Here is a 25009-nt window from a genome sequence, read left to right as displayed (position 1 = left end):
TCCATTAGTTTTATCTTCTTACTAGCTGTTCCTAACCTTATTAGGGGGTAAGACCCCCTATTCGCCAACAGCATCCTTAAAGAAGTCGGGGATCTAAACTCAGATTATTTCAATATTAATATAATGTAAAAAATCAACAAAAAACTACTGATGCTTGTAATGAAAGTAATTTGGAGTTATTGCTTGCTGGTTTCATTCCTGCTATGGAGTGGTGAAGCTCTTGCAGGAGAGTTGTCTGAACGGTTAGCAAATTTTCCCCAGTGGGAAAAATTAACTTCAGTGCAACCGGCTTCGGGAGATTTAGTTTACCCTGAATGGATGGCTGGTACTTGGCAAGTTACAAGTACTTTGGTAGATTTAGCCGCACCTTTAGCACCAGATATCGTAACTCCAGGGTTTGAAGGTAATCGCCGACAATTAAATCAGCCTGTGAGTTTTGTAGTAAGATTTGTGAAAGAACAACCAGATGTTTCTAGGTTAAAAATATTTCCTCAGATAGATAACAAATCCCCAATTTTAGTGGCAGATAGATCGTTTAATAGTTTGAATTTGGCACGGGCTTATTTAGGGGATGAAGCAGTGTTATCAGTCAAAGTAGATCCAGATTCACCTAATCGTCAAATTACATTTTTGCGTAGCAGTCGCCAATTAGTTTCCATTGTGACTGCACGAGCTACAGAAACTATTCCTGATGGCAAGTTCATCACCACAGAAGTGTTTCAACAATTATTCAAAGGTGGTTCACGCCCCTATTTAAACTCTGTAGAATCTACCACTGCTTATCATAAACTTCCAACAGCTAATCCAGCGATTGAGGCAGATCAAGTTACCGCTGTTTATCTTTCACCCCAAGATCCAGATTACTTTAAAGCTGATTCTCAACCAGTTGCTCTCTATCGCTATCGCCTAGAATTTATCCCAGCACAAATGCCTAGTACTCAAAAAGAATGATTTAAACCAAATAGACCTTGACTTATTTGTATTACGTTTGTAGTATATAAATTCCAAGCTCACGATCGCGCTCTTGGACGGTGTGCATCATGGCCAAATTTCAAGATATTGTCAATTACTTTCGCTCTTACTGGAAGCCGAGTGTTTTCAGTATTACAGCATCTAGCGTTTACGAAATCATTGATTTGGTTGTTCCTTATGCGATCGGGCAGATATTAAACGTTTTGTCTGCTCAACCTTTGGATAAACCACTTCAAAGTGCGATCGCAACTTTTTCGGACATTACAAATTATCCAGCGAATAAAACTCTATCTTTGGGCGTATTACTGGGGTTAATTTTCGTTGTCACAGTAGTGAAAGCGCCAACACAACCGTGGTTAAGCAATTGGTTTCATTGGGATATAGCTTTTAGGGCACGTCGAGAAAAAACCGGAACAGCGATCGCTAAAGTTCTGACTCTCCCACTAGAATTTTATGATGAAAATAACCCTGGACGTATTGCCGGAAGAGTAGCTAGAGGTATTTCTAACCACACTTGGGTGTATCCAGAAATTGCCGGACAGTTGATTCCTAAACTAGCTCGTGTAGTGGGTATTTTTGTGTTTATCTTGTTTATTGAGTGGCGGATTGCAATTTTATACCTAATTTCCTTTGTAATTATTCTCAGTTTCAGCTTGAAGAATTTGCAGCAGTTGGTTGGGTATGAAAGTCGCCTGGATAAATATGGAGAGGACACCGAAAGCCGCACTTCCGAATTAATCACCAATATCAAAACGGTGAAAGCATTTGCGACAGAATCTAGAGAACTGAAACGCCAAAAGCAACGTTTGGATCGTGAACTAACAGTGCTTGATTATCGCATTCACAAAGGTTATACGATACTGGGTACTTGGCAAAGAACTGTAATTCAGTTTTGTGTGTTTACAATTCTGGGTTTGACTTTAGCAGCAACAGTAAATGGCAGAATTTCTCTCGGTCACTTTGTCATGACCTTAACTCTTTCTAGCATGGCTTATGCCGAATTAGAACCTATTAGTAGCTTGGCAGAAGTTTTTGCCCGTCGTTATTCTTCTATGCTGCGGTTTCACGAATTTCTGCAAGAGCCAACTGCATCTGATTCAGCTACTCTTTTAGACGAGAGTAACCAGACAGAATCACCTTATAAATTTACTGGAAAAGTTGAGTTATCGCACCTCAGTTTTGGATATGATGCCAAGCGTCAAGTTTTGCAAGATATCAACTTGTTGATTGAACCATACCAAACAGTGGCATTAGTGGGGCGCTCCGGTTCTGGTAAGTCTACTTTAGTGAAATTGCTGTTGCGATATTTCGAACCTCAATCAGGTCAAATTTTGATTGATGGTCTAGATATTCGCACTTTGGATGTGGGTAAGTATAGACGGAGATTAGCGATCGTTCACCAAGAAGTAGACGTTTTCAACGGTACCATATTGGATAATCTTACCTACGGCAGACCAAATGCTAGTTTTGAGCAAGTTCAGGAAGCTTGTAGAATTGCCAGAGTAGATGAAGTCGTGCAGCACTTACCCAAGGGTTATTACACCGTTGTAGGGGAAAGAGGTGTCAGATTATCTGGAGGACAAAGACAACGGTTGGGAATTGCGAGGGCGTTGCTAGTGGAACCAGATGTGCTGATTTTTGACGAAGCCACCTCTAGCTTAGATTATGAATCTGAGCGTTCGATTCAGCTAGCGATGCGATCGATTCAGGGTACTTGCACCACAATTGTGATTGCTCACCGTTTAAGTACAGTGCGAGAAGCAGATAAAATTGTAGTTTTGGAGCAAGGAAAGATTGTAGAAGTGGGTAGCCACGATGAACTCTTGCATCAAGAAGGCATTTACCGCCGCTTGCACTCCCTGCAAGAAACAGGAGAACTCCTAAATTAGGGGATAATGCCACATTTTGGATTTGAGATTGACTCCATCAATTAATCCACTTGATTAGATCGACTTTATTAACAGTAAGGTCGATTTTTTTCCAAATTTAACTAATTCGTAGCGAGTTAAATTTGGCAAGACTCTGTGCCCCTACCCTGCGCGAAGGCGTACCACTTCGTGGAAGCAAGCTACGCGTAGCGTTTCGTAGAGAAGTGCTTATGCACTTAAGTAGGTTGGCGCAATTAAAGCTAACTGGCTAAGGTTGTCATTTGTCCTTTGTTATTGGTCATTAGTAAAGATTTTAAGCCTATTTACGTTTCGTAATATACTTGGGGTTTTTCGCGCCAACTTACTTAGCTTTGTTACCTAGTGCATTTAAAAACGCTACGATTTTACACAAAATAGTACTAAAATTTACTCTTATCTGCTTCTTTCTGCGCCGCTTCACTATATTTCTTATATAGTTGAGTCCGAATTTTAGCTTCCTGATAACGACTGTGGTTTTGCGGTACTGTACTCATTAAATCTGAAGCTCGTTGCCACTTAGCAGCGATCTCTAGCCATTGAGTTGAGGTTGTAGCTGTTTTACCAGATGTAGAAGCTTGATTTGCAATTCGCACAGATATTGCAAATGGGTCATCAGATGACTCATCAAAGCTATTATTAGGAACACGAGATAGTGTTTGGGCTTTCTTCTGGTTAGTACTTTCTGTAGTTAAAGATTTGGAAGTTTGTGGTTGCATTAGGTTTTTCAGTTTATCACCTAACTGGGCATAAACAATCCAACTAAGCAATAACAGTGAGCATAAACCAGCTGCTGCTAATACCTTGGTTTTAGGTTTATTACTGTGTTTTTCTTTGTTAATAAGTACCAAAGGACGAGAAACTTGAGTTTTAGGAAAATTTGGTTTTCCTAGGTCAGCTTGAGCTTCTGTAAAATCTTTAATTAGTTGCTTTACAATATTAGGCTGAATTAAGGCGATTTCCTGTGACCAGAGCAATTGGTTGTCGCGATCGCTATCTATCTCTTTTAACCATAGTAATTGTTGTTCTCGAACAATCCGACTATTGATATTGACTCGGCGAATGTGACGCGGAGCAATAGACTCAAGAATTTGCTGGATTTGTTCTACGAGGGGAGATTGCTCAAGTTGCTCTATCCTAGCTGCCTCGCACAGAAGTTGTAAAACACCATCAGAAAAAATGGCTCTAGTTCTGACACCAGATTTGGCTAGCTTTTCATTTAATAACTGAATAATCGCAGCAACGCTCCCTTGGTGAGCTTGCCAACCGATATCGTTTATTCGGTCTACCATCTGAGGTTTAGTGATAACTCTTCCACCCTGACTGATTAACGTATTCATTAATTTAGGGACTCTTTTCTACTGACCTTGATCTTGTCTTCGATTTTACGAGTAAAAAGATGAGTTGCCAAATAAAATCATAAAAGTCGAGCCTCCCTTCTCGGTTCGGTAAAGATGCTCGATCGCGCTCAGTTAATTTAACACTCCCACGCTTAAAAAGCGTAAGATTCTTGAACTGAAACTACCCTTTCAGGTTAACGCCGATGCTGGCGGACGAGCTAACTGTTTGACATACTACATTATGATGTCTTTTGGCGATCGCATGAACTTAAGTTAAGTTAGCTAAATACTATCAGGATCAACACCAAGCGATCGCAAATGTTCCTTCAACCTTTCTACCTGAGACTGTGCTTGTTCCCTCGCTAATCTTTCTTGTTTGAGCGCTTCTACCAACTCCTCTGGAATCAGCAACTTTTCCCCAGTGTCTTCTCGATAAAAACCAATCAGTTGTCCCTCTATTTGCAAACGCAGCTGCAAAGGTTCACATCGACTATCTGTAATTGGTTCATACACCTCGCCTCGCAGTCGATACCCTTGCAGTTGCTCCTTAATCCATTCTCCCTTGGGGTCAAATAACCAGTATTCCAGTACCCCTAACTGCTCATACAACGTCTTTTTAAAGCCTGTATCCTGGTTTTTAGTGCCCTCCGAGGTCATTTCAAAAATTACTACAGGCACTTGTCCCTCTTCCCATATCTTGTAATTATCCCGACCTTCAGGAGCAACATTAAAAATCACCATTACATCTGGAGCTACCCGCAACCTCGGAAAACCCTGAGCATAGTAGAGAAACTGGTTGCTCAAAACCGTTGCTTGCCGACCCAGCAAATATTGCCTCAATACTTCTAAAGTTGCCAGTAAAGCACATAAATGAACATAACTTTCTGCCAAAGGTTCACCATCCGAGCTTGGGTAAAAAACTTCTGTTGATTGAGAACTGGGTAAAAGGCTAGTCATAATTGGCCACCTGATTGAGAATATGGGTGGATGACTATATTATCTCAGAGACTTTCGCTGATATTTCTGGAACTGTCATTCTGTGAGATATCCTTCACAAAGCAAACAAAATAGCTGTATCAGGATAAATTTGTCAGTCATTCTCGCTTTTTTTGCCTTTTTATCAGAATGGTAAGACTATTTAGTACAGCGATCGCTACATTAGAAGATATATATAAATAAAAATCATTGTTGATTTTTATTCGTTCGCAGTTCACACAAAACCATGAGTGCAAGTACCATTATTTCCGACAATCCCCTACTTCAAGGCGTTGGCTTACCTCCCTTTGCAGAGATTAAACCAGAACGAGTAGTACCAGCCTTCAATCAGCTGTTGACAGAACTTGACCAGCAGCTTGCCACCTTAGAAGCTAGTGTACAGCCTACTTGGAGTGGTTTAGTAGAACCTTTAGAAAAGCTGACAGAACGGCTTACCTGGAGTTGGGGGGTGGTGAATCATTTAATGGGTGTTAAAAATAGCCCGGAACTGCGCGAAGCTCATGAAATCGTACAGCCACTAGTCGTACAATTTATCAACAAGCTCGGTCAAAGTCAACCTATCTATAATGCTTTTAAAGCACTCCGTAGCAGTGACAATTGGGCAACTTTAAAATTAGCCCAACAGCGCATTGTAGAAGCCGCCATTCGAGATGCAGAACTTTCTGGTGTTGGCTTAGAAGGAGAGGTCAGAGAGCGTTTCAACGCCATACAGATGGAGTTAGCAGAACTTTCTACCAAATTTTCTAACCATGTACTTGATGCCACAAAAGCCTTCAGCTTAACCTTAACAACACAGGTGGAAATTGAAGGTTTACCACCAAGCTTAGTGAGTTTAGCAGCCCAAGCTGCTCGTGCAGCAGGCGAAAGCAATGCTACACCAGAAAATGGCCCCTGGCGGATTACTTTAGACTTCCCCAGCTATGGCCCTTTTATGCAGCACAGCACGCGGCGAGATTTGCGTGAAAAACTTTATAAAGCTCATATCACCCGCGCTTCTGCTGGCGATTTGGATAACAACCCGTTAATTGAGCGCATTTTGAAGTTGCGCCAAGAACTCGCAGATATATTAGGCTTTAAAAGTTTTGCCCAATTGAGTCTGGCTAGTAAAATGGCTCCTAATGTTGAGGCAGTCAACGGTCTCTTAGAAGAACTACGCCACGCTAGTTATGATGCTGCTGTCAAAGACTTGGTAGAACTCAAAGCTTTTGCCGCAGCACAGGGAGCAGCAGAAGCTGATGATTTAAAACACTGGGATATCAGCTTTTGGGCAGAACGCCAACGAGAAGCAAAATTTGCCTTTACTGCTGAAGAATTGCGTCCCTACTTTCCACTTCCGCAAGTTTTAGACGGTTTATTTGGACTAGTCAAGCGGCTGTTTGGTGTTACTGTCACTTCTGCTGATGGTCAAGCCCCAGTCTGGCATGAGGATGTGCGTTATTTCCAAATTGCTGACGAAACTGGTTCTCCCATAGCCTACTTCTACTTAGATCCTTACAGCCGTCCAGCCGAAAAACGCGGTGGTGCTTGGATGGATGTGTGCATCAATCGGGCCAAAATCACTGAAAATGGTGTCACTGCCATCCGCTTACCAGTAGCTTATTTAGTGTGTAATCAAAGTCCTCCCGTAGATGGTAAACCTAGTTTGATGACCTTCTATGAAGTAGAGACTTTGTTCCACGAGTTTGGTCATGGATTGCACCATCTGCTTACTAAAGTTGATTATCCCGGAGCCGCAGGCATCAATAATGTGGAGTGGGATGCTGTGGAACTACCTAGTCAGTTTATGGAAAACTGGTGCTATGAGCGAACCACTTTCTTTGGTATGGCGAAGCATTATGAAACTGGTGAAGCCCTACCGGAGCATTATTATCAAAAGCTGCTAGCGGCACGTAATTATATGAGTGGTACTGCTATGTTGCGGCAGATTCATTTAAGCAGTCTTGATTTAGAACTACACTACCGCTATCACCCTGATAGTCATGAAACTCCGTCAGATGTGCGTCATCGCATAGCCAAGACTACTACTGTTTTACAGCCACTTCCAGAAGATGCAATTTTATGTGCTTTTGGACATATTTTTGAGGGTGGTTATGCGGCGGGTTACTACAGTTATAAGTGGGCTGAGGTTCTGAGTGCTGATGCTTTTGCCGCTTTTGAAGAAGCTGGTCTAGAAGATGAAGAGGCTATAAAAGCTACAGGTCGGCGTTATCGGGATACGGTACTAGCACTTGGTGGTGGTCAGCATCCAATGGAGGTGTTTAAAACTTTCCGGGGTCGTGAACCAAGTACGATCGCTTTACTCAGACACAATGGTTTAGTCAGTGCTGCTCTAAGCTAAAAAATACCACTGTAGGGAGGTTGCAATGCAACCTCCCTACTTGCGTCAAATCTTTTGTTATCTAGCATCTAGCGATCGCAAAGCTCGTTATTCTGATACCAGTGGATTTTATGCCAAGTCATGCCCTGTCGGAGTGACAGGGCATGACTTAAACTTTAGACATGAGAAACCTTGATATTTCTGCATGTGCCAACACAGCAGATGGTTCGCGCTGGAGAGCATTGTAATACTTTCTCTCGAAGGTATTGCCTGTCTCTAACGGTACAATCAGCGTGCGGACATCTGAAATCAACTTTTCAAAATCGTCCATTGATATCGGTTCATCAGCTTCGAGCATTTCATCAACTTGCACAACCACTTCAGAAATGCGATGTAGCCAAGCAAATTGTTCATGAGCGATAACTAGCTGAAGTAATTCTCCGCTTGATACTCGTCCACTAACCTGTTCATAGGCAATGCGTTCTGTTTCCAACAACATCTTATGAAGGTGGAGTAATTTATTTCGTAAATCACGCAGATATTGATGTTGACGTATTCTTTGTGAAAGTGTGTTAGAAGTCAATGTTAATCATCCTCTCGTTACAATAGCCTTCAATGGCTTAAATAAAATAATTGCTGCATCAGTATTGATCGCAAATAGACTGTAGCGAACTGGCTTGTTGAGTGATATCGTAGCGATGCGTAGACGCTTGCCGCTTCAACTTTCTCTCCACGACACTCTACCTATTAAGATTCCCGTAGGATTATAGGATCGTCACTCAACATACATCGCCACTTCCGCACCGTCTTCTGCAAACAGCACCATTAACCATCTGCCCAATCTCAGTTCATGTATTCGGTTTCCTTGTTAAGAGCGTGAAAATCAACATATATTTTTATAACAGTTGTATCTTATATTAGACTAATCATATATTAGCATAAACTTATAAGAAGTGGATAATCATAGAACCTAGTGAGAAAATGTCAATTATGGGAAAACAGTCTTAATGTCCCTAGCATACGTAATTCTAGGTCTTCTTCAGCAGCAAGAAATGACGGGCTACGACCTCAAAACGAGCTGCTTTGATCAATGTATTGCCCATTTGTGGCCAGCAGACCAGGCACAAATTTACAGAACTCTCGATAAGCTAGTTGAGCAAGGCTGGATTACCTGTGCAATTGAGATTCAGCACGATCGCCCCAATCGCAAAGTTTACACTGTGACGGAGCTAGGGAAAGCCGAATTTGCCCAATGGCTTGGGACTCATCAGCCGTTACCAACTGTACGCGAACCAATGCTAGTCCAGTTGCATTTTGCAGATCAGTTGTCGAATGAAGCAATCATTCACCTACTGGAGCAACAATTAGCGGCTCGAAGCAAAAAGCTTGCTGAATGCGAAATCATTGATTTACCATCACTTGGTGATGAGTCTGCCAACCGTGAGCAGGTAATGCAAAGGCTGGTGCTGGAGTTGTTAATCAGAAGAGAACAGACTTATATTAATTGGTTGAAGACAGCGATTAATGTTATCGCTCACCAAAAGCCATATCCATCACATTACCAAATTTTATAAATGCCAACAATAGCAGTAAATCCTTATCTCGATCGCAATTTTGCTCCAATCCGTGAAGAAATCACCACCGACAAATTGCCAGTTATCGGTGAATTACCCCTTGATTTATCGGGGATGTTTGTACGGAATGGCCCTAACCCTCAATGGACACCCATCGGTCAATATCACTGGTTTGATGGTGATGGAATGTTACATGGTGTAAAAATTAGCAACGGCGTAGCGACTTATCGTAACCGCTACGTCCAGACAGCTGGATGGAAAAAAGAACGAGAAGCGGGTAAGGCTCTGTGGAGTGGGCTTTTAGAACCACCGCAAATGGATAATCCCCACGGCCCCCGCAAAAACACCGCCAATACTGCCTTAGTATGGCACGCGGGTCAGATGTTGGCGCTGAACGAAAGCGGTAAACCTCACGCCATCAAGCTTCCTGAATTAGAAACCATTGGGGAGTATAGCTACAATGGGAAGCTAATTTCTGCCTTCACTGCTCATCCCAAAGTAGACCCGGTAACGGGCGAGATGATTTTCTTTGGCTACTCTCTATTTGCGCCACCATACCTGCAATATAGTGTTGTCTCAGCACAAGGCGAACTTTTGCGGACGGTGCCAATTGACCTGTCCATAGGAGTGATGATGCACGATTTCGCCATCACTGAAAACTACACCATTTTCATGGATTTGCCTCTGACTTTCAGCGCCGAGCGATCGCAACGAGGAGAACCTGTGATGATGTTCGAGCGCGATCGCCCAAGTCGTTTTGGCATTCTACCACGTCATGGTGACAACAGTAATATCCGATGGTTTGAGAGTCCCTCTTGCTACGTCTTCCATACCCTCAATGCTTACGAAGATGGAGATGAAGTAGTGCTTATAGCCTGTCGTATGAGTTCTACTACTGTGTTGATTTCTGATGATTCCCAACCCGATCCAGAAGGAAATATCCCGCGTTTGTATCGCTGGCGATTTAACCTCAGTACGGGGACAGTGCGTGAAGAAATGTTGGACGATGTAACTTCAGAATTTCCCCGCATCAACGAAAATCTATTGGGGCGGCAAACCCGATATGGCTATACTAACAAAATAGCAAATAGTCCCATACCATTATTTGAAGGTATAATTAAGTACGATTTCAGCAGTGGAAATTCTCAAACCCACGAATTCGGACAGGGACGCTATGGTAGTGAAGCTGTATTTGCGCCGCGTCCTGGCGCAATTGCTGAGGATGATGGCTGGCTTTTGACTTTCGTTTATGATGAAAATTCAAACACTTCAGAATTAGTAGTGGTGAATGCCCAAGATGTAACGGCTGAACCTGTAGCGCGGGTGATAATTCCTCAACGAGTGCCTTATGGATTTCATGGTGCTTGGGTTGCAGGGGAATAGTCGATCATTTCGCTTTTACAGTCAGCAATTATAAATAGATCTCTCCTGGATTTCTCACTTGTGAGAAATCCAAGGGGTGTGGGAGGATGAAGAAGAAGTCTTACCCCCCACACTCCCCATACTCCCCACACTCCCCACACTCCCCACACTCCTCTTCTCCCTTTGCCTACACTATGTATGAGAAATCCGGGATTAGTGGAACTCACGTTTACGTTTTTTCCCTATAACCCCCAGCGTAGTCAATTACGCAGATTGTTCTATATGATTTGTGAGTTCCATAAGCAACGCCAGAGACTTTAAAAGCGCCGTTAAATATATTTTTTCTATGGCCGCGATCGCGCACGCCATCATCAATAATTAATTGCATAACGATATCTTGGGCAGTGTTTGGGCCATAACTAATATTTTCACCAGCCGTTGTTTGCCATGCACCATAGCGGTTGATGCGAGTAAAAGGGTTGCTACCATCGCTACCATCATGACCTGTAACACCTTTTGGCCCTTGGTCTTTAACATGGTCTTTTGCTCCTAAAGACATACCTTTAGAGGCACTCAACGCTCCTACAGAACGTGCAGATTTCAAAAATGCGATCGCTTCATCGACTGCTTTGACTCCTTCTTGAGTTCGCAAATAGGTATTATTAGAAATTTTGACTCGGTTCCCTTCAAAGCGCTTCCTATAGTTTTCCATAATCGGAATGTATGATTTGGGATTTGTTCGTACCTTATTTGTTTCAATAATTACCTGTTGTTCCAGGGGTGAAAGATAACTCGCCCTTGCTAATAGCGTTGGACTGGTTGGTTGAACTACGGCTGGATTCGAGTTTGCCACAGATGGGCTAGATTGAAACAGTTGATTTGAGCAACCCAATATCAGGGTAACTGGCAAAAGTACCCAAAGTTTAATGCGACGCATTCATTACCTCACAATTTTTTTATGGATTAATTTAGTGAATTAGGAGAAATAATAATTTTCAACACACAGAGAAGTTTCTAGACGCTTCTTTATTCTGAATTTTAGAAACGGCTTGTTGTCAGACATCAGAATTTCTATCAGTTGCCTAATAAGAACGAAAATGAGTTCATTAAGAGTTATAGATAACCCTGCGATTGTCTTTGTTCCTTGAGTGTTAAAAAAGGATTACTTAATACCTGTTGTAACCTAGCTAACACTCAAACGTAAACTACAAAAAAATATTTTTACTTTATTACGCCTGCTTTGAAGTAAATTAATTCAGAATGATTGGCTAGTAGAAAATATAACGCAAATAAAAAATTTGCATATTTGCGTTTAACAGTAAAACGCAGATTTGATATTGTGTCCGCTCAAATAAGTGTTCTTGCGATCGCTTTTTCTCAGCATTCTCGTAGGCTAGAGTCGCAAACCTAAAAAACCTGGCGATGGCGCAAGCGCCCGCCGTAGGCGATCGCTAATTTTACTCGCAATTAACTAAATATAGTATTACACCTTTAAAAACCAACGTTGCCGATACATCAGAACACCAACACCCCACCACAACAACACGGTAACTATCGCAAACAACAGGGAACCATTGAGAACTCCCGCCCAAGATGCGAAAAAATTCTGGTAAATCCAATTGTATGTACTCGGAGCATCTTTGCCTGTGCCAATAGTAGTTTTCACTAAGATTTTAATCAACAAAACAGATGGAACGAAAAGTGCGATCGCATTTAAGCCCATAATTTCAAAAGGTTTACTCCAGCGACGATTCAGCCGGACTTCGATGAGTTCATAACAAGCTGCTAGCAAAAGCAACGCCCAACCGCTAGTAAAGACTACATAAGAACTTGTCCATAGCTTTTTATTAATGGGAAATGTCCATCCCCACGCCCAACCGATAATTAAACAACCAACTCCAAATAATCCTAAACCGATACTTGTGCGTGATTGTACAGGTTGGCTGCGTATCCATTGACCAGTAAAGTAGCCAGCGAGGACGCTTACTATCGCGGGAATAGTACTGAACAGTCCCTCTGGATCTCCCATAAATTTGAAACCATCTCCTTTATATAGATGTGCTTTGGAAATAATCATCCGGTCAATATAAGCGCCCAAATTCCCTTCTCGTGTTAGAACTCCCGCGCCATAATCTGGCACTGGTAGATACATCATCATTAGCCAGTAGCCAATGAGTATCACTGCTGCAAGTATCCATTGACCTTTGCGTGGAAGGTTAAGAACTATTAAGGAAGCCAGCAGATAGGTAATGCTGATGCGCTGCAACACTCCCATGATGCGGATGCTACTCAAATCAAAAGTCCAAACACCTTGATTCCAAAAGCCATTTAGTAGCAATCCCAAGGCAAACAGAATAGCGGCGCGGCGCAAGATGCGCCAGTAAATAGCTGAGGTTGGTTTGTTATCTTCGGTGTACTTTGACAGCGAGAAAGTCATCGCTACACCAACAATGAAGAGAAAGAAAGGGAATACCAAATCAGTTGGCGTGCAACCGTGCCAATCGGCGTGGGCTAAGGGAGGATATACATCATCTGCGACTCCAGCCATATTGACAAGAATCATTGCAGCGATCGTAATGCCGCGAAAAACATCCAGTGAAGTCAGGCGCATAGAGAGAATTTTTTCTTTGATGAGTATCTAAGCTACCCCGCCTGATGCAGCTAATCAAGCAAAATTTATATACTCGGATACAAGGTAAAATTTTGTTAAGTAATTACCACCACTTGTTATGCCAGTCAAAGTTGGAGATACTGCTCCTAATTTCACTTTACCTGCTCAAAACGGTTCAACAGTGAGCCTCCAAGATTTTCGCGGCACAAAAGCTGTTGTCCTATATTTTTATCCCAAGGATGACACACCTGGATGTACAGCTGAATCCTGCGCCTTTCGCGATCAATATGAAGTGTTTAAAAGTGTTGGTGCTGAAGTTGTTGGTGTGAGTGCAGACTCTAGCGAATCTCACCAAAAATTTGCTGCAAAATATAATCTACCTTTCACCCTGTTAACTGACAAAGGCGACCAAGTACGGAAGCTATATGGCGCAACAGCAGCCTTTGGCTTATTCCCTGGTCGCGTTACTTACGTCATTGACCAACAGGGAGTTGTGCAATACGTGTTTGATTCAATGTTGAACTTTAAAGGTCATGTTGAGGAAGCATTGAAAACTTTGCAACAGATTGCGAAATAGGGAAATGGGCATTGAAAATAGGCAGAGGGGCAGGGTGCGGGGGGTAGAGGGGAAAACTCTTCTCCCTTTCTCCCTGCTCCCTGCTCCCTTGCTTCTTCCCCATTCCCTATTTAGAATGCGACTTTTCCGGCATGACAATATTATTGTGGCTTGACTTGCCATTCTTGCCGTTGGTATGGCCGTTACCATTGCGGGGATGAATCACACCATAACCGCCGTGGTTGCGTTCGTAAATTACGTTAATCTCTCCAGTTTCAGAATTGCGGAACATATAAAAGTCGTGTCCCACGAGTTGCAGTTGTTCTAGGGCTTCTGCAAGGGTCATCGGTGGCATGGAAAAGTATTTGGTGCGGACGACTTCGTTGGGCAATTCGGGAGTGCGATCGCCAATTAAATCTGGGACTACCGACTCTGCAACAACTACTTCTGTTGGTTGGGGCTGAGTTTTCTGATCTTGACGGCGTTCTTTATATTTCCGCAGTTGACGGGCAATTTTATCTGCAACTAAGTCAATGCTGGCATATAGGCTTTCGCTACTTTCCTCGGCACGGATAACGCTACCATTAGCGTAAATAGTTACTTCAGCTGCTTGTCTAGTATTAATTCGAGGATTACGGGCTACGCTAAGATGCACATCCACTTCATTTGTGATGCTCTGAAAGTGACTCGCTGCTTTTTCAATCTTTTGATGTACATATTCCCGAATCGCATCGGTGATTTCAATATTTTTGCTGTGGATGACAAGCTTCATGTAAACTCTCCCACTGAATATTTGATGTGTGAATTTGCTTTGTATGAAAAGAAATTGCGGTAAGGTCTATTACTCCCGCCAAAACAAATTGTGAACTGTTTCTATGTACTGCTGGTAAGCTATCTCTAAGCTCACTGCATCTAAGTTTTTACTCATTATATCCTTGATTTTCCTCCTCATATCTGCGCTGATATCCAATTGGATTTCAACATCGAAGTATTTGGTGAGGAAATTTTAGCAGTAGCTCTTGTAATTGTCTTCTGTGTTAAAACAACGCTTACAGAACTGTTGATATTTGCTCCTTCTGTATTCGATTGAAGTTTGCTTGCTGTTGTTCAATAATACAAGTCTTTGTGGAAATTTGATTCTGTTTGAAATGCAAACTTATGTTATGAGAGTCATCAGCCAGTAGATTCGTTTTTATCGTTTTGGCATGATGCTTATTGCAGAGAATTCCTCCTAAAACCTATTGAGGTTGTATATTCAAACTAGCACTTTGTATTTTCTAATGCGTGTTCCCTTGACTTTCCTTTAAAATCCTTTGCAAATCTTTACATTTTTTGGCTCCAATCCTGTAAATCGCAATATATTTTATTCCTAATACCAGTTGATTTTTGGCATGATCCGTAGTAGAGAACCACACAACAACCTTTGTTTGCTATATAACCAAGGATTAATGCCTTACTTAGATGCTCATGGATGGCAGCGATCGCTCCTCACTGAACGTATCCATGACCCTAGTCTAGATGATGTGTTAATTTTGCTAGAACATCCACCTGTCTACACTTTGGGGCAAGGAAGCAACTCAGATTTTGTCAAATTTGATATTGATAAAGGTGAATATGATGTGCATCGAGTTGAAAGAGGCGGCGAAGTTACTTACCATTGTCCCGGTCAACTCGTGGGGTATGCAATTTTAAATCTGCAACGTTATCGTAAAGACCTGCATTGGTACTTACGCCAACTCGAAGAAGTCATAATTCGCGTATTGAGAGTTTATGGGTTGCAGGGAGAAAGAATTCCGGCTTTTACTGGTGTTTGGTTACAAGGGCGAAAAGTTGCGGCTATTGGGATTAAAGTCAGCCGTTGGATTACGATGCACGGCTTTGCATTAAATGTTTGTCCAGAGATGAAAGGCTTTGAGCGCATTGTACCCTGCGGTATTTCTGATAAACCTGTAGGCAGTTTAGCCGAGTGGATTCCAGGTATTACTTGCCAAGAAGTCCGTTTTTATCTAGCACAGTGCTTTGCTGAAGTATTTGGAGTGGAATTAGTCGAATCACAGCCTCAAGACTTTTTCCGGTCTGAGTAAATTCAGTCGGCCTTTATGTAATAAATACTATAGCAACCCTATGGAAATTATGAGACACTAATGAGAGTAGCCTATATCTAATAGTATCAAAATAACTATTTAACTACGGTTGTCAAACCTAAAATCTGATTATCTACAAGTTTCTATACTAAATTTTTACGGCTGTCAAGCACAACTTTGCGCGTGAATTACTCAAATAATTTCCAGGTATATACCCCATCGTTAACGTCTCTGAGAGAACGTGATTTGACAGCTTTGATAGAACTATTTGATAGAGACGATGGTGATGAAATTGAAGCCGACATCAGTGCTAGTTTGTTTTGGCTGATACCTGAGCCTTGTTGGGAAGATGATCCTTTTGAGTTCTTGCGCGAGTATCTTTAATTAGTGCTGAGTAGTGAGTGCTGAGTGCTGAGTAGCAAGTAGGGAGTGAGGAGTTGAAAGGAAGCCTTTAATTACGAATTACGAATTACGAATTACTTGAAGGCGACTGAGGAAAATACGCAAGCGATCGCTTTGAGGATTGGTCAGTACTTCATAAGCTGAACCTTTTTCTGTCACAATGCCTTTGTCTAAAAATATTACTTGATGGGCTACTTCTTTTGCAAATTGCATTTCATGGGTGACAACCACCATTGTCATTCCCTCTGCTGCCAATTGTTGCATCACTTGCAAAACTTCGCCGACGAGTTCGGGATCTAGGGCGCTGGTGGGTTCGTCAAATAGCATGATTTGGGGATTCATACATAAGCTGCGGGCGATCGCTACTCGTTGCTTTTGTCCGCCAGAAAGTTGTTCGGGATAAGCAGATGCTTTGTCATGTAAGCCAACTTTCTCTAAATACAATCTCGCTAGTTGGGCGCTTTCCTTGGGTGTTTTACCCAGAACTTTACGCGGTGCAAGTGTCATATTTTCCAGGACGCTGAGATGAGGAAACAGGTTGAACTGTTGAAAAACCATACCTACCTGTGTCCGTAGTTGGCGTAGTTGATTATAGTTGACAGTGGGCCGGGATAAGTTGATACCGTTGATTATTAAACGCCCGTTGTCAATGGTTTCTAAGCGATTAAAGCAGCGTAATAGGGTACTTTTACCACAGCCGGAGGAACCGATAACTGCAACAACTTCTCCCCGGTTGATTTCGCCTGTGATTCCTTTGAGGACTTTTAGGGAACCAAAGTTTTTTTCGATATTGTCAAAAATAATTGCGGGGATGGTATTGTTCATTACTTGTGTCAAGCTGCTCTACAGTTGATTGTAAGGTTTTAAGGAACCGCAGAGGCGCAGAGGTAAGAGAAAATAATATGGCTAAGTTTGGTTTTGGGGGTTGGCTGCGCTGGTGTGTGGTTGTGAGTTTTGGTTGTTTGTTATTGGCTAGCTGTGCTGTGAACTCTAGTGCGGGAAAAACTTTGCGGGTTGCTACAGAACCAGCATTCCCACCTTTTGAGTTTAAAAAACAAGGTGGTGAGTTACAGGGTTTTTCTATTGATTTGATGAATGCAATCGCAGTTGCAGCTAAATTTAAAGTAGATTTTCAAAGTATGCCTTTTGATGGTATGATACCGGCTTTGGCAGCCAAAACGGTAGATGCGGCGATTAGTTCGATCACGATTACAGAGGAGAGGGCGAAGACAATTTCTTTTTCCCGTCCTTATTTTAAAGCTGGGTTAGCGATCGCAATCCGTGCAGACGATCAAAATATTGTAGGCTTTGACAGTCTAAAAAATAAAAAAATTGCAGTCCAAATTGGTACAACTGGAGCTGCAAAAGCTAAGAGTATTCCTGGAGCCCAACTTCGTAGTTTTGATTCAGCACCTGTAGCCCTGCAAGAATTGGCCAATGGTAATGTGGATGCGGTAATTAATGATGCACCAGTGACTTTATATGCTATTAATACGGGCAATCTTCAGGGAATAAAAATAGTACAGCAATTGCTGACGGAGGAGTTCTATGGCATTGCTACAGCTAAAAATTCGCCAAACTTGGCATTAATAAATGATGGTTTGGAGAGAGTGTTAAAAAATGGCACTTATTCCCAAATTTACCAAAAATGGTTTAAAATCAAACCGCCATCACTACCAGCTAAATCACCATTTGAAAACCAGAATAGTACTAGCTCACCTAAAATATTTACCTCAATTGCTGTAATTTTGCAGGCTTTTCCGACTTTATTGCAGGGAGCATTAGTAACGTTACAATTAACGATAATTTCTGTAGTTTTTGGTTTAATTGGAGGTTCCCTAATTGGTATTGTCCGACTTTCTCGCATTGCACCTGTACGTTGGCTAGCAAGAGCCTATGTAGATTTTTTTCGGGGAACACCTTTATTGGTGCAAATTTTTATGATTTACTTTGGTTTACCAGCAATTTCGCAAGAACTTGGTTTTACATTTACTTTTGATCGCCTAACTGCTGGAATAATTGCCTTAAGTTTAAATAATGCCGCCTACACCGCCGAAGTTGTGCGTGCAGGGATTCAATCGATTGAAACAGGACAATCAGAAGCAGCACAATCATTAGGTTTGAGTTCTATACAAACGATGAGTTATGTCATTTTTCCCCAAGCTTTTCGCCGGATGATTCCACCTTTGGGTAATGACTTTATCAGTTTGTTGAAAGATACTAGCTTAGTTTCTGTAATTGGGTTGGAAGAATTACTACGTAAAGGACAGTTAATTGTTGCTGACAACTATCGCGCCTTTGAAATTTACGCAGGTGTAGCGGTAGTTTATTTATGTTTAACGTTGCTTTTTTCACAGGCATTTAGTCAGTTAGAAGTGTGGATGAATCCAGTTAAACGTCACAGGTGACTTTTTTATTCATTCGCCAGTCGTCGAGAATCCTTCTAAATTATGACTCCTGAATTCTATTTTGATAAAGTCGAGTTTAAACTGTCATTCTGTTCTCGTAGCGTTACCGGATAAAAATTAGAGCTTTTTTCAACAGTTATCTGAGATATGTAGCTTTTGCTATATAAAGTTTGCAGCCAATACTGTAAAAGCCAATGGTTTAAACCTGGATAAAATTTATTTCTATAATTTAATCTATAAATATGTATCTATACAAATAATAAATATTGCATTGTTTGTAATTATGGTCTGGTTATTATAAAATTGTCATAAATATCGTACTAACAATAAAAATACTCAAATACAGTCATTTAGTGAGTAACAATCATATCTACTGAGTATAAAAATAGGAAGGACTAATAGAGATAAACTAGATAAAAGAGAAATTAAAAGTTGCTTACAATAATATAATAAGCATTGAAAAAATAAAATTTTGATGAATATCATAACAATTTAAACACTTTTTTAGAGCCAACTTAAAGCAGAATACATAGATGCGGATAATTGGACATATCAACTACAAAAGGTACTACCCATGAGTTCCCGCGCCCTGCTGTTAATAAATCGTCATGCCCGCCAAGGGCAAAAGAGTCTGTCGGAAGCGATTGAATATCTGAAAACACTCGGCTTTGATTTAATTGAGGAGTCTACAGAAGATCCAAAACATCTCGCTGAAGTTATATTTCGCTATCAGCATCAAGTTGATCTAGTAATCATTGGTGGAGGAGATGGCACTCTCAATGCAGCAGTAGATGCTTTAGTTGAGACTCAGTTGCCCTTGGGAATTTTACCTTTAGGAACTGCCAACGACCTAGCGAGGACTTTGGAAATACCGAATTCACTCAGCGAAGCTTGCCAAATTATTGCAAATGGAAATTTACGCCATATCGACTTGGGTTGGGTAAATGGCAAGCACTTTTTTAACGTTGCTAGTCTGGGATTGAGTGTAAAAATTACCCAGCGACTTACCAAAGAAGTCAAACGCCGTTGGGGAATATTTGCTTATGCCGCCACTGCATTGCAAGTCATTTTGGAAGCTAGACCTTTTACGGCGGAGATTGTAATCAATGGTGAATCAGTTCGCGTAAAAACAGTACAAATTGCTGTAGGTAACGGCCGTTATTACGGCGGTGGTATGGCAGTGGCTGACGATGCCACAATAGACGACCAAAGGCTAGACCTCTATAGCTTGGAAATTAAACACTGGTGGCAGATCATACTATTACTCCCTGATATGCGAGAAGGGCGACATATACATTGGCAGAGTGTCCGTTCTCTTCAAGGTCAAGAAATAAAAGTATATACTCGCAAACCGCGTCCTATCAATACAGATGGTGAAATTACTACTTACACACCGGCTCATTTTAAGGTTATACCTAAAGCTATAGCCGTTTTAGCACCCCCAGAAATTAGGAGTTAGGAGTTATTCTCCCTCATCTCTTCCACTTACTCTATTTCCCTCTGCTAAAAATGTGGGAAGTCACATCAACTCACGCCAAATGCATCTGAGATTTTCTCAAGATATAAAGTCCCTGTTACAACGCCTAGCAGAACAACCGCTTACTCTAGGTGATGTTCTGGCAGAAACCTCAGAACGAGGATTCTGCCTGGTGATTACATTATTAGTTTTGCCCTTTTTATTTCCTATGCCACCGGGATTAACTGGCCCTTTTGGTGGTGCTTGTTTACTGTTGTCAGCGCAAATGGTTTTAGGAAAGCGATCGCCTTGGCTGCCGAAAAGAATCGCTAACTACAAGTTTCCTCGTCCCTTTGCCGAGTTACTTTTACAAAATTTGGGACATCTTACCAAAGTTTTACACAAAATTGCCCGTCCCCGATTGACCAAAATAGCCCATAATCCGTTAATTTGGCGAATTAATGGATTTTGTATCTCTTTATTAACAATATTTTTAATATTACCAATTCCGTTTACGAATCCTATCCCCACTATAGGTATTTTACTTTTAACTGTTGCCACCATCGAATCTGACGGTTTATTAATTTGCATCAGCTACGGCGTTACTGTCTTAATTACCTTGATGTTTGGATTTATTGGTTATGCACTATGGTTAGCTCCTGGTTTACTGCCATCTATATTTAAATAATAAAAGCCCCCAGCTTTAGGCTAAGGGCTGTAATTTATTAGGGTGCATCTACCATTTATTAATCCGCTTTATTAATTCCTATATCCGGGAAAATTAGATTTTTAACAGATTGATTTTATCGATACATTAAAAACTACAAGTAATAAAAAAGCCCGCAGCGTTAAGCTAAGGGCTGTAATTTATTAAGGTGCATCTACCATTTATTAATCCACTTTATTAATTCCTATATCCGGGAAAATTAGATTTTTTAACAGATTGATTTTATTTTATAATTATAAATTTAATTAAAAAAAACCCTCAGCTAAAAGCGGAGGGCTATGATTTAATTAAGGTGCATCTACTATTTATATATCCGCCTTAGTTCTTGCTGCATCAGGAAAAATTGGAAAAAAATGGATAACTGTGGAATTTATTTCGTTAGCTCTAAAACTAGTATTAGTCTGAACGAGGACAACCTGCGGTTTTTGACTAGATAATCATTGACTAGCTTCACAGTAATTTTACAAATATCCTCAATTTTACCTAAATACGCAAAGTTTTTGTTAATATCTCTGATGCTATATCCGCAATAGTACGAATATAGTTTATTAGTTGGGTATATGACTATGAAAGTTAGACGCACCCAACTTCATGAAGCGATCGCCATTTCTATTAGCCCTTGCTAGCCTTTGTATTGTCGGGGGAAGCTTTTTTATGAGAACAGCTTTTAGCAGTACTAGCGAGCCTAAAATAATAACTGATATATCACGCTACAAAGAAATTCGTAATCAGCTATGGTCTGATAATGATCGAATAAAACATTTTCCTAATCAGATTCCTACTGATGCTAAAGATGTTCGTATTGCTTACTCTCCAGAATTTTTGCAAGGAAATACTTTTTTTCAAATTAGGCTGAAACAGCCACCAAATAAGATAGAAAAATTACTATCACAATACAGAAATAGTGCAAAGTACAAATATAGAGGTGGTAACACAAACGACCATATAAATCAACTTAACGGTGTGCCAACAACTTTTTTCTATACGAGCGACTCTTCTACAGAATCTTTTCCAGCTACTTATGAAATACTAGTATTAAATGCAGACGACAAAGGCAGACCTGGCTTCAAATGGAATCATGGAGATAGCTATGGTGTCGCTATTAATAGTTCCGCCTCAGAAATAATCTATTGGTCTGAAAAATGGTAGCTAGCAATTCAAAATAAATTTGAATCGCTATGAGAAAAATCATTATTTGGGACATGACCATTATTCATTACTAAGTAATGGTTTTACCCTTTTGGGTATATCACTTTAGGTAGTTAAAACTTATAGCCAGCATCGCTAAAATTTATAAGCTGCTTAAAAAATATCTAAATATTTAGAATGCCAACTGCTTTAATTACTGGTGCCTCTAGTGGTATTGGTAAAGCTTTTGCCCAGGAACTAGCTGCACGTAAGACAAATGTTGTACTTGTAGCTCGTTCCGAAGAGAAACTAAGCCAATTAGCTAAACAACTACAAGAACAACACAAAATTCAAGTAGATGTTATAATCCAAGACCTCACGGAACCTAATGCAGCTACTGCTGTATTTGATGCCACTAAAGCAAAGGGATTAACTATTGACTTATTAATCAACAATGCTGGTTTTGGTTACTATGGCGACTTTGCCGAAGGGGATGGAGAAAGACAAATTAAAATTGTACAATTAAACGTTTTAGCATTGGTAGATTTAACCCATAAATTTCTACCATTGATGCGGCAACGACGGTCTGGAAGTATTATTAACGTATCGTCTATTACCGCATTTCAACCGATACCATACCTTTCTGTTTATGCTGCCAGTAAAGCTTTTATTCTTAGTTTTAGTGAAGCACTATGGGCAGAAAATCGTCAATATGGTGTCCGTATTTTGGTCACTTGTCCAGGGCCAATAGAAACAAATTTTTTTGCAGAAGCTAATTTTCCTCCAGCGCTGGCAAGTAGTACAGATAAAGTATATTCTTCCGAAAAAGTTGTTTGGGAATGTTTAGATGCTTTGGAAAAAGGCTATCCAACTGTTATTAGTTCTGATACTAGCACTCAAATTAGAAGCAAATTATCTCGGCTCGTACCGCGTAAACTTCTGCTGAATATATTAGCAAAACACTTTAAAGCCTAAGAGGTTTTTGAAAAGTAGTGATATCATGTCCGGCTGATTAGTTATAATTTCTGCACCTGTGCAAAAACCTGAAAACCATTTCTCTCACTGCCCCCTGCCCCTTGCAGTCTTAATGATAAGTCTTTAACCGGACATGATATGAGTGAGGTATCCAAAACTTGAGAGCCTCCTAAATTCTCCTTAAAAAGGAGGACTTTGAGAAGGTTATTCCACCCTTTTTAAGGAGGGATAGGGGTATCTGAATATAAGGGTAGACTTTTCAAACATTCCTTTAGGAGTTAATAATTAGGGAATAAAGAAACTGGTGAATTTAAAACTCTTAACTCCTCACTGATTACATATACCTTGTTAATTGAACTCGGTAACGGTCTTTTTTTGTAACTGCGATTTCCCCAACTTCTAAACGCCCTTTAGAGCGAATGGCGATTAAGTCACCTGATTTGACTTGAGAACTAGCTTGTGTAACTTCCTTCCAATTAACGCGGACATCACCAGCATCAATGAAGTCAACCATTTTGCTGCGGGACATACCAAAACCAGCAGATGCGATCGCATCTAACCGCAAAGAAGCCTCTACAGTAGTTAGTTCTTTTTTCTTTGGTTCCCGAACCCTTAATTCAGTTATCTCAATTCGCTGAGTCTTCACAGGAACCGATCGCACTTGCTTAAGACTCATTTCCAAAAATTCTACTAACTCTGGGGCGACAATCGCCTGGGCCCCTCGTTCTCCCAAGACAATAACGTCTCCTGTCTTTTCACGCACAATTCCTGTTCCCAACATTGCGCCTAAAAAGTCGCGGTGAGAGGCGGTATCAAACAAGAAGTTACCAGCAATTTCCACGGCGACAAGGCTGACTTGAGATTGATCTAGGGGAAGTTCTGAACGAGCGATCGCTATTCTTTGGCGTTCAGCTTGGGGATATCCGCCCCACGCAACTAATTGCACTTCTGTTAATCGGTTAAACACCCGTTGAATTTCCGCTAATTCTGGGGGAGATAGAAAATCTGTCAAAACCACTTCCCAAGTTTTGATAGCTTGTTCCGCTTGATCAATTACACGAGCTACACTATCTCGATTTTCAACACCCTTTAAAAGTTCTTCTCGTGGCAACATTCTTAAAAATTATGAGTTAGGAATTGAGAATTAAACTGCTATAACTATCTTGATTCTAACTTTAATTCCCATTTCAATAGGTTCCCATCTTTAGTAATTTGTTGCATTTCTAGTTTTTTCAAAATGTGAATTGAGGTAACACACCGTCTGGAGAATGAGCGATAATTCTCTTCACTTATCGCCCAGTAAAGGCAAAATTGACCAGTACTTTTACCGCTTCAAAAGTAAATACCTGTGTGTTGTAATGCGTAAACCAGAATTTTTTTGTCACACGCTACCTGTGTCAGCATAACCTTGGATATTTTCTGGATCAAACTGGCGTAATATTCGGGTCGCTTGCCGAGTGAGAGTTTCAGAGCCTTGGACGGCAACTAAGTATTTACCTGCGTCTAAGCGGTTTCGATAAGGTAAGGCATCACCACTACCGACGAGTAAACCGACTCCGCCACCCACAACCACACCACCCATAGCACCACTAGCAGCACCAAGCAGTCCGCCAACGATGTGATTGCCAATTTCACCCGCCCAGGCAAAAGTATCCAAACCAGTTATGAGGCTGAATGTAAAACCTGCAAAAAAGCCAAATGGTATCAGCCAGGTTGCCATCAGTTGTGCTTGCTTTTTGGCTTGGTCTTTGGGGTCAATTAAGCCAAACTCGTCAGCCGTTTTATAGCCCTTTCCAAGGATAGTACTGTTTATGCCTTCTTCTTCTAAAGCTAAGTAAGCAGCTTCGGCTTGAATGCGGTCTGGTAATACGGCAACAAGGTAATTCATTGATTTTACAATTTGTCTAATATAAGTTTTGCCTTAATTAACAGCGTATCAGTCTTGGTCGAATCGATCTTACATTGGGTAAGAGTTTGGAGTTTGAAAAGGCTTTGATTCTTACTCCCCTTCCATTGTAGAGAAGCAGGGTGGTTTCATACAAAGAAAGAAAAAACTTTGTGCAGTTGATTGGAGAGGGCGCGTTGTGCTTGAGGAATAGTTGGGAAACGAAGCTTGCGTGCGATCGTAATGAAAAAGTTGTGTAAGATAGACCAATTCACAGGGGCATTTCCACCACGGCGTGGTGGAAAATCTTCC

23 protein-coding genes are annotated in these 25009 nt (G+C 41.0%); 14 read left to right on the top strand and 9 right to left on the bottom strand.

From position 1 onward, the window contains the following. Window positions 1-150 precede the first annotated feature (150 nt). Together V7K69_RS07195 and V7K69_RS07190 are read left to right on the top strand one after the other, a co-directional pair. A complete protein-coding gene (locus V7K69_RS07195) occupies window positions 151-951 on the top strand; it encodes a DUF6816 family protein (protein ID WP_335032725.1) in 801 nt (266 codons plus the stop codon). 89 nt (window positions 952-1040) lie between these two features. After that, window positions 1041-2861, top strand: coding sequence for an ABC transporter ATP-binding protein (locus V7K69_RS07190; RefSeq protein WP_335032723.1), 1821 nt, complete (start codon window positions 1041-1043; stop codon window positions 2859-2861). Window positions 2862-3259: 398 nt separating this feature from the next. Here V7K69_RS07190 and V7K69_RS07185 read toward each other — a convergent pair whose 3' ends face one another. Beyond that, window positions 3260-4216, bottom strand: a complete 957-nt coding sequence (locus V7K69_RS07185; RefSeq protein WP_335032721.1) for a hypothetical protein — start codon at window positions 4214-4216, stop codon at window positions 3260-3262. Between the two features lie 282 nt (window positions 4217-4498). Then, on the bottom strand, window positions 4499-5173 hold the full coding sequence (locus V7K69_RS07180) for a Uma2 family endonuclease (RefSeq protein WP_335032719.1): 675 nt from the start codon (window positions 5171-5173) through the stop codon (window positions 4499-4501). 265 nt (window positions 5174-5438) lie between these two features. Here V7K69_RS07180 and V7K69_RS07175 point away from each other — a divergent pair, with 265 nt between their 5' ends. Together V7K69_RS07175 and V7K69_RS07170 are read left to right on the top strand one after the other, a co-directional pair. Then, window positions 5439-7550 carry a M3 family metallopeptidase gene (locus V7K69_RS07175; RefSeq protein ID WP_335032716.1) on the top strand — a complete coding sequence of 704 codons (2112 nt, stop codon included), beginning with the start codon at window positions 5439-5441 and terminating at the stop codon, window positions 7548-7550. 25 nt (window positions 7551-7575) lie between these two features. Next, window positions 7576-7725, top strand: a complete 150-nt coding sequence (locus V7K69_RS07170; protein WP_335032714.1) for a hypothetical protein — start codon at window positions 7576-7578, stop codon at window positions 7723-7725. Here V7K69_RS07170 and V7K69_RS07165 read toward each other — a convergent pair. Next, window positions 7699-8112, bottom strand: a complete 414-nt coding sequence (locus tag V7K69_RS07165; protein ID WP_335032712.1) for a hypothetical protein — start codon at window positions 8110-8112, stop codon at window positions 7699-7701. The genes V7K69_RS07170 and V7K69_RS07165 overlap by 27 nt on opposite strands. A 424-nt stretch (window positions 8113-8536) precedes the next feature. On the opposite strand from V7K69_RS07165, the gene V7K69_RS07160 reads away from it, so the two are divergent. Together V7K69_RS07160 and V7K69_RS07155 are read left to right on the top strand one after the other, a co-directional pair. Continuing rightward, entirely contained in the window at window positions 8537-9103 is a 567-nt protein-coding gene (locus tag V7K69_RS07160) for a PadR family transcriptional regulator (protein WP_335032710.1), read from the top strand. Beyond that, window positions 9104-10486 (top strand): carotenoid oxygenase family protein, encoded by a 1383-nt coding sequence (locus V7K69_RS07155; RefSeq protein WP_335032708.1) that lies wholly within the window; start codon window positions 9104-9106, stop codon window positions 10484-10486. It begins immediately after the preceding gene. Window positions 10487-10694: 208 nt separating this feature from the next. Here the strand turns inward: V7K69_RS07155 and V7K69_RS07150 are convergent, their stop codons facing one another. Next, on the bottom strand, window positions 10695-11402 hold the full coding sequence (locus V7K69_RS07150) for a CAP domain-containing protein (protein WP_335032706.1): 708 nt from the start codon (window positions 11400-11402) through the stop codon (window positions 10695-10697). A gap of 546 nt (window positions 11403-11948) precedes the next feature. Then, window positions 11949-13076 (bottom strand): acyltransferase family protein, encoded by a 1128-nt coding sequence (locus tag V7K69_RS07145; protein WP_335032704.1) that lies wholly within the window; start codon window positions 13074-13076, stop codon window positions 11949-11951. A 118-nt stretch (window positions 13077-13194) separates the two neighbouring features. Here V7K69_RS07145 and V7K69_RS07140 point away from each other — a divergent pair, with 118 nt between their 5' ends. Next, window positions 13195-13653, top strand: a complete 459-nt coding sequence (locus tag V7K69_RS07140; protein ID WP_114082494.1) for a peroxiredoxin — start codon at window positions 13195-13197, stop codon at window positions 13651-13653. A 106-nt stretch (window positions 13654-13759) separates the two neighbouring features. Here V7K69_RS07140 and hpf read toward each other — a convergent pair whose 3' ends face one another. Further along, window positions 13760-14404, bottom strand: a complete 645-nt coding sequence (gene hpf, locus V7K69_RS07135) for a ribosome hibernation-promoting factor, HPF/YfiA family (protein WP_335032701.1) — start codon at window positions 14402-14404, stop codon at window positions 13760-13762. A 619-nt stretch (window positions 14405-15023) separates the two neighbouring features. Between hpf and lipB the strand changes: the two genes are divergently transcribed. Next, window positions 15024-15716, top strand: a complete 693-nt coding sequence (gene lipB / locus V7K69_RS07130; protein ID WP_335032699.1) for a lipoyl(octanoyl) transferase LipB — start codon at window positions 15024-15026, stop codon at window positions 15714-15716. Window positions 15717-15899: 183 nt separating this feature from the next. Further along, window positions 15900-16100 (top strand): hypothetical protein, encoded by a 201-nt coding sequence (locus tag V7K69_RS07125; RefSeq protein ID WP_052304598.1) that lies wholly within the window; start codon window positions 15900-15902, stop codon window positions 16098-16100. A gap of 78 nt (window positions 16101-16178) precedes the next feature. On the opposite strand, the gene V7K69_RS07120 is transcribed toward V7K69_RS07125, so the two are convergent. Beyond that, window positions 16179-16943: an amino acid ABC transporter ATP-binding protein gene (locus tag V7K69_RS07120; protein WP_114082490.1), complete on the bottom strand. Its 765-nt coding sequence runs from the start codon at window positions 16941-16943 to the stop codon at window positions 16179-16181. A 77-nt stretch (window positions 16944-17020) separates the two neighbouring features. Between V7K69_RS07120 and V7K69_RS07115 the strand changes: the two genes are divergently transcribed. From V7K69_RS07115 to V7K69_RS07095, 5 genes are all read left to right on the top strand, one after another. Further along, window positions 17021-18526: an ABC transporter permease subunit gene (locus tag V7K69_RS07115; RefSeq protein ID WP_335032695.1), complete on the top strand. Its 1506-nt coding sequence runs from the start codon at window positions 17021-17023 to the stop codon at window positions 18524-18526. Window positions 18527-19100: 574 nt separating this feature from the next. Then, a complete protein-coding gene (locus V7K69_RS07110; protein WP_335032692.1) occupies window positions 19101-19985 on the top strand; it encodes a lipid kinase in 885 nt (294 codons plus the stop codon). A gap of 79 nt (window positions 19986-20064) precedes the next feature. Then, window positions 20065-20670, top strand: coding sequence for an exopolysaccharide biosynthesis protein (locus tag V7K69_RS07105; RefSeq protein WP_335032690.1), 606 nt, complete (start codon window positions 20065-20067; stop codon window positions 20668-20670). 630 nt (window positions 20671-21300) lie between these two features. Next, entirely contained in the window at window positions 21301-21858 is a 558-nt protein-coding gene (locus tag V7K69_RS07100; RefSeq protein WP_335032688.1) for a hypothetical protein, read from the top strand. A 177-nt stretch (window positions 21859-22035) separates the two neighbouring features. Next, window positions 22036-22812 (top strand): SDR family NAD(P)-dependent oxidoreductase, encoded by a 777-nt coding sequence (locus V7K69_RS07095; protein WP_335032686.1) that lies wholly within the window; start codon window positions 22036-22038, stop codon window positions 22810-22812. A 334-nt stretch (window positions 22813-23146) separates the two neighbouring features. Here the strand turns inward: V7K69_RS07095 and V7K69_RS07090 are convergent, their stop codons facing one another. Further along, window positions 23147-23926, bottom strand: coding sequence for a photosystem II S4 domain protein (locus V7K69_RS07090; protein WP_012409406.1), 780 nt, complete (start codon window positions 23924-23926; stop codon window positions 23147-23149). A gap of 267 nt (window positions 23927-24193) precedes the next feature. After that, the gene (locus V7K69_RS07085; protein WP_335032683.1) at window positions 24194-24700 is read right to left on the bottom strand and encodes a hypothetical protein; all 507 of its coding nucleotides are present in this window, start codon (window positions 24698-24700) and stop codon (window positions 24194-24196) included. Window positions 24701-25009 lie beyond the last annotated feature (309 nt).

Source organism: Nostoc sp., from assembly GCF_036917775.1.
Lineage (GTDB): Bacteria > Cyanobacteriota > Cyanobacteriia > Cyanobacteriales > Nostocaceae > Nostoc.
The sequence above is the reverse complement of the archived record's forward strand: the minus strand, read 5'-3'. Positions and strand labels throughout refer to the sequence as shown.

Bases quoted from the DNA above. Each gene is read 5' to 3' on its own strand.
- V7K69_RS07140 (WP_114082494.1), top strand. From the start codon at position 13,195: ATGCCAGTCAAAGTTGGAGATACTGCTCCTAATTTCACTTTACCTGCT.
- V7K69_RS07185 (WP_335032721.1), bottom strand. From the start codon at position 4,216: ATGAATACGTTAATCAGTCAGGGTGGAAGAGTTATCACTAAACCTCAG.
- V7K69_RS07180 (WP_335032719.1), bottom strand. From the start codon at position 5,173: ATGACTAGCCTTTTACCCAGTTCTCAATCAACAGAAGTTTTTTACCCA.
- V7K69_RS07120 (WP_114082490.1), bottom strand. From the start codon at position 16,943: ATGAACAATACCATCCCCGCAATTATTTTTGACAATATCGAAAAAAAC.
- V7K69_RS07190 (WP_335032723.1), top strand. From the start codon at position 1,041: ATGGCCAAATTTCAAGATATTGTCAATTACTTTCGCTCTTACTGGAAG.
- V7K69_RS07155 (WP_335032708.1), top strand. From the start codon at position 9,104: ATGCCAACAATAGCAGTAAATCCTTATCTCGATCGCAATTTTGCTCCA.
- V7K69_RS07175 (WP_335032716.1), top strand. From the start codon at position 5,439: ATGAGTGCAAGTACCATTATTTCCGACAATCCCCTACTTCAAGGCGTT.
- V7K69_RS07160 (WP_335032710.1), top strand. From the start codon at position 8,537: ATGTCCCTAGCATACGTAATTCTAGGTCTTCTTCAGCAGCAAGAAATG.
- V7K69_RS07110 (WP_335032692.1), top strand. From the start codon at position 19,101: ATGAGTTCCCGCGCCCTGCTGTTAATAAATCGTCATGCCCGCCAAGGG.
- V7K69_RS07100 (WP_335032688.1), top strand. From the start codon at position 21,301: ATGAAGCGATCGCCATTTCTATTAGCCCTTGCTAGCCTTTGTATTGTC.
- V7K69_RS07090 (WP_012409406.1), bottom strand. From the start codon at position 23,926: ATGTTGCCACGAGAAGAACTTTTAAAGGGTGTTGAAAATCGAGATAGT.
- V7K69_RS07085 (WP_335032683.1), bottom strand. From the start codon at position 24,700: ATGAATTACCTTGTTGCCGTATTACCAGACCGCATTCAAGCCGAAGCT.
- V7K69_RS07105 (WP_335032690.1), top strand. From the start codon at position 20,065: ATGCATCTGAGATTTTCTCAAGATATAAAGTCCCTGTTACAACGCCTA.
- V7K69_RS07145 (WP_335032704.1), bottom strand. From the start codon at position 13,076: ATGCGCCTGACTTCACTGGATGTTTTTCGCGGCATTACGATCGCTGCA.
- V7K69_RS07115 (WP_335032695.1), top strand. From the start codon at position 17,021: ATGGCTAAGTTTGGTTTTGGGGGTTGGCTGCGCTGGTGTGTGGTTGTG.
- lipB (WP_335032699.1), top strand. From the start codon at position 15,024: ATGATCCGTAGTAGAGAACCACACAACAACCTTTGTTTGCTATATAAC.
- V7K69_RS07170 (WP_335032714.1), top strand. From the start codon at position 7,576: ATGCAACCTCCCTACTTGCGTCAAATCTTTTGTTATCTAGCATCTAGC.
- V7K69_RS07095 (WP_335032686.1), top strand. From the start codon at position 22,036: ATGCCAACTGCTTTAATTACTGGTGCCTCTAGTGGTATTGGTAAAGCT.
- V7K69_RS07195 (WP_335032725.1), top strand. From the start codon at position 151: ATGCTTGTAATGAAAGTAATTTGGAGTTATTGCTTGCTGGTTTCATTC.
- V7K69_RS07150 (WP_335032706.1), bottom strand. From the start codon at position 11,402: ATGCGTCGCATTAAACTTTGGGTACTTTTGCCAGTTACCCTGATATTG.
- hpf (WP_335032701.1), bottom strand. From the start codon at position 14,404: ATGAAGCTTGTCATCCACAGCAAAAATATTGAAATCACCGATGCGATT.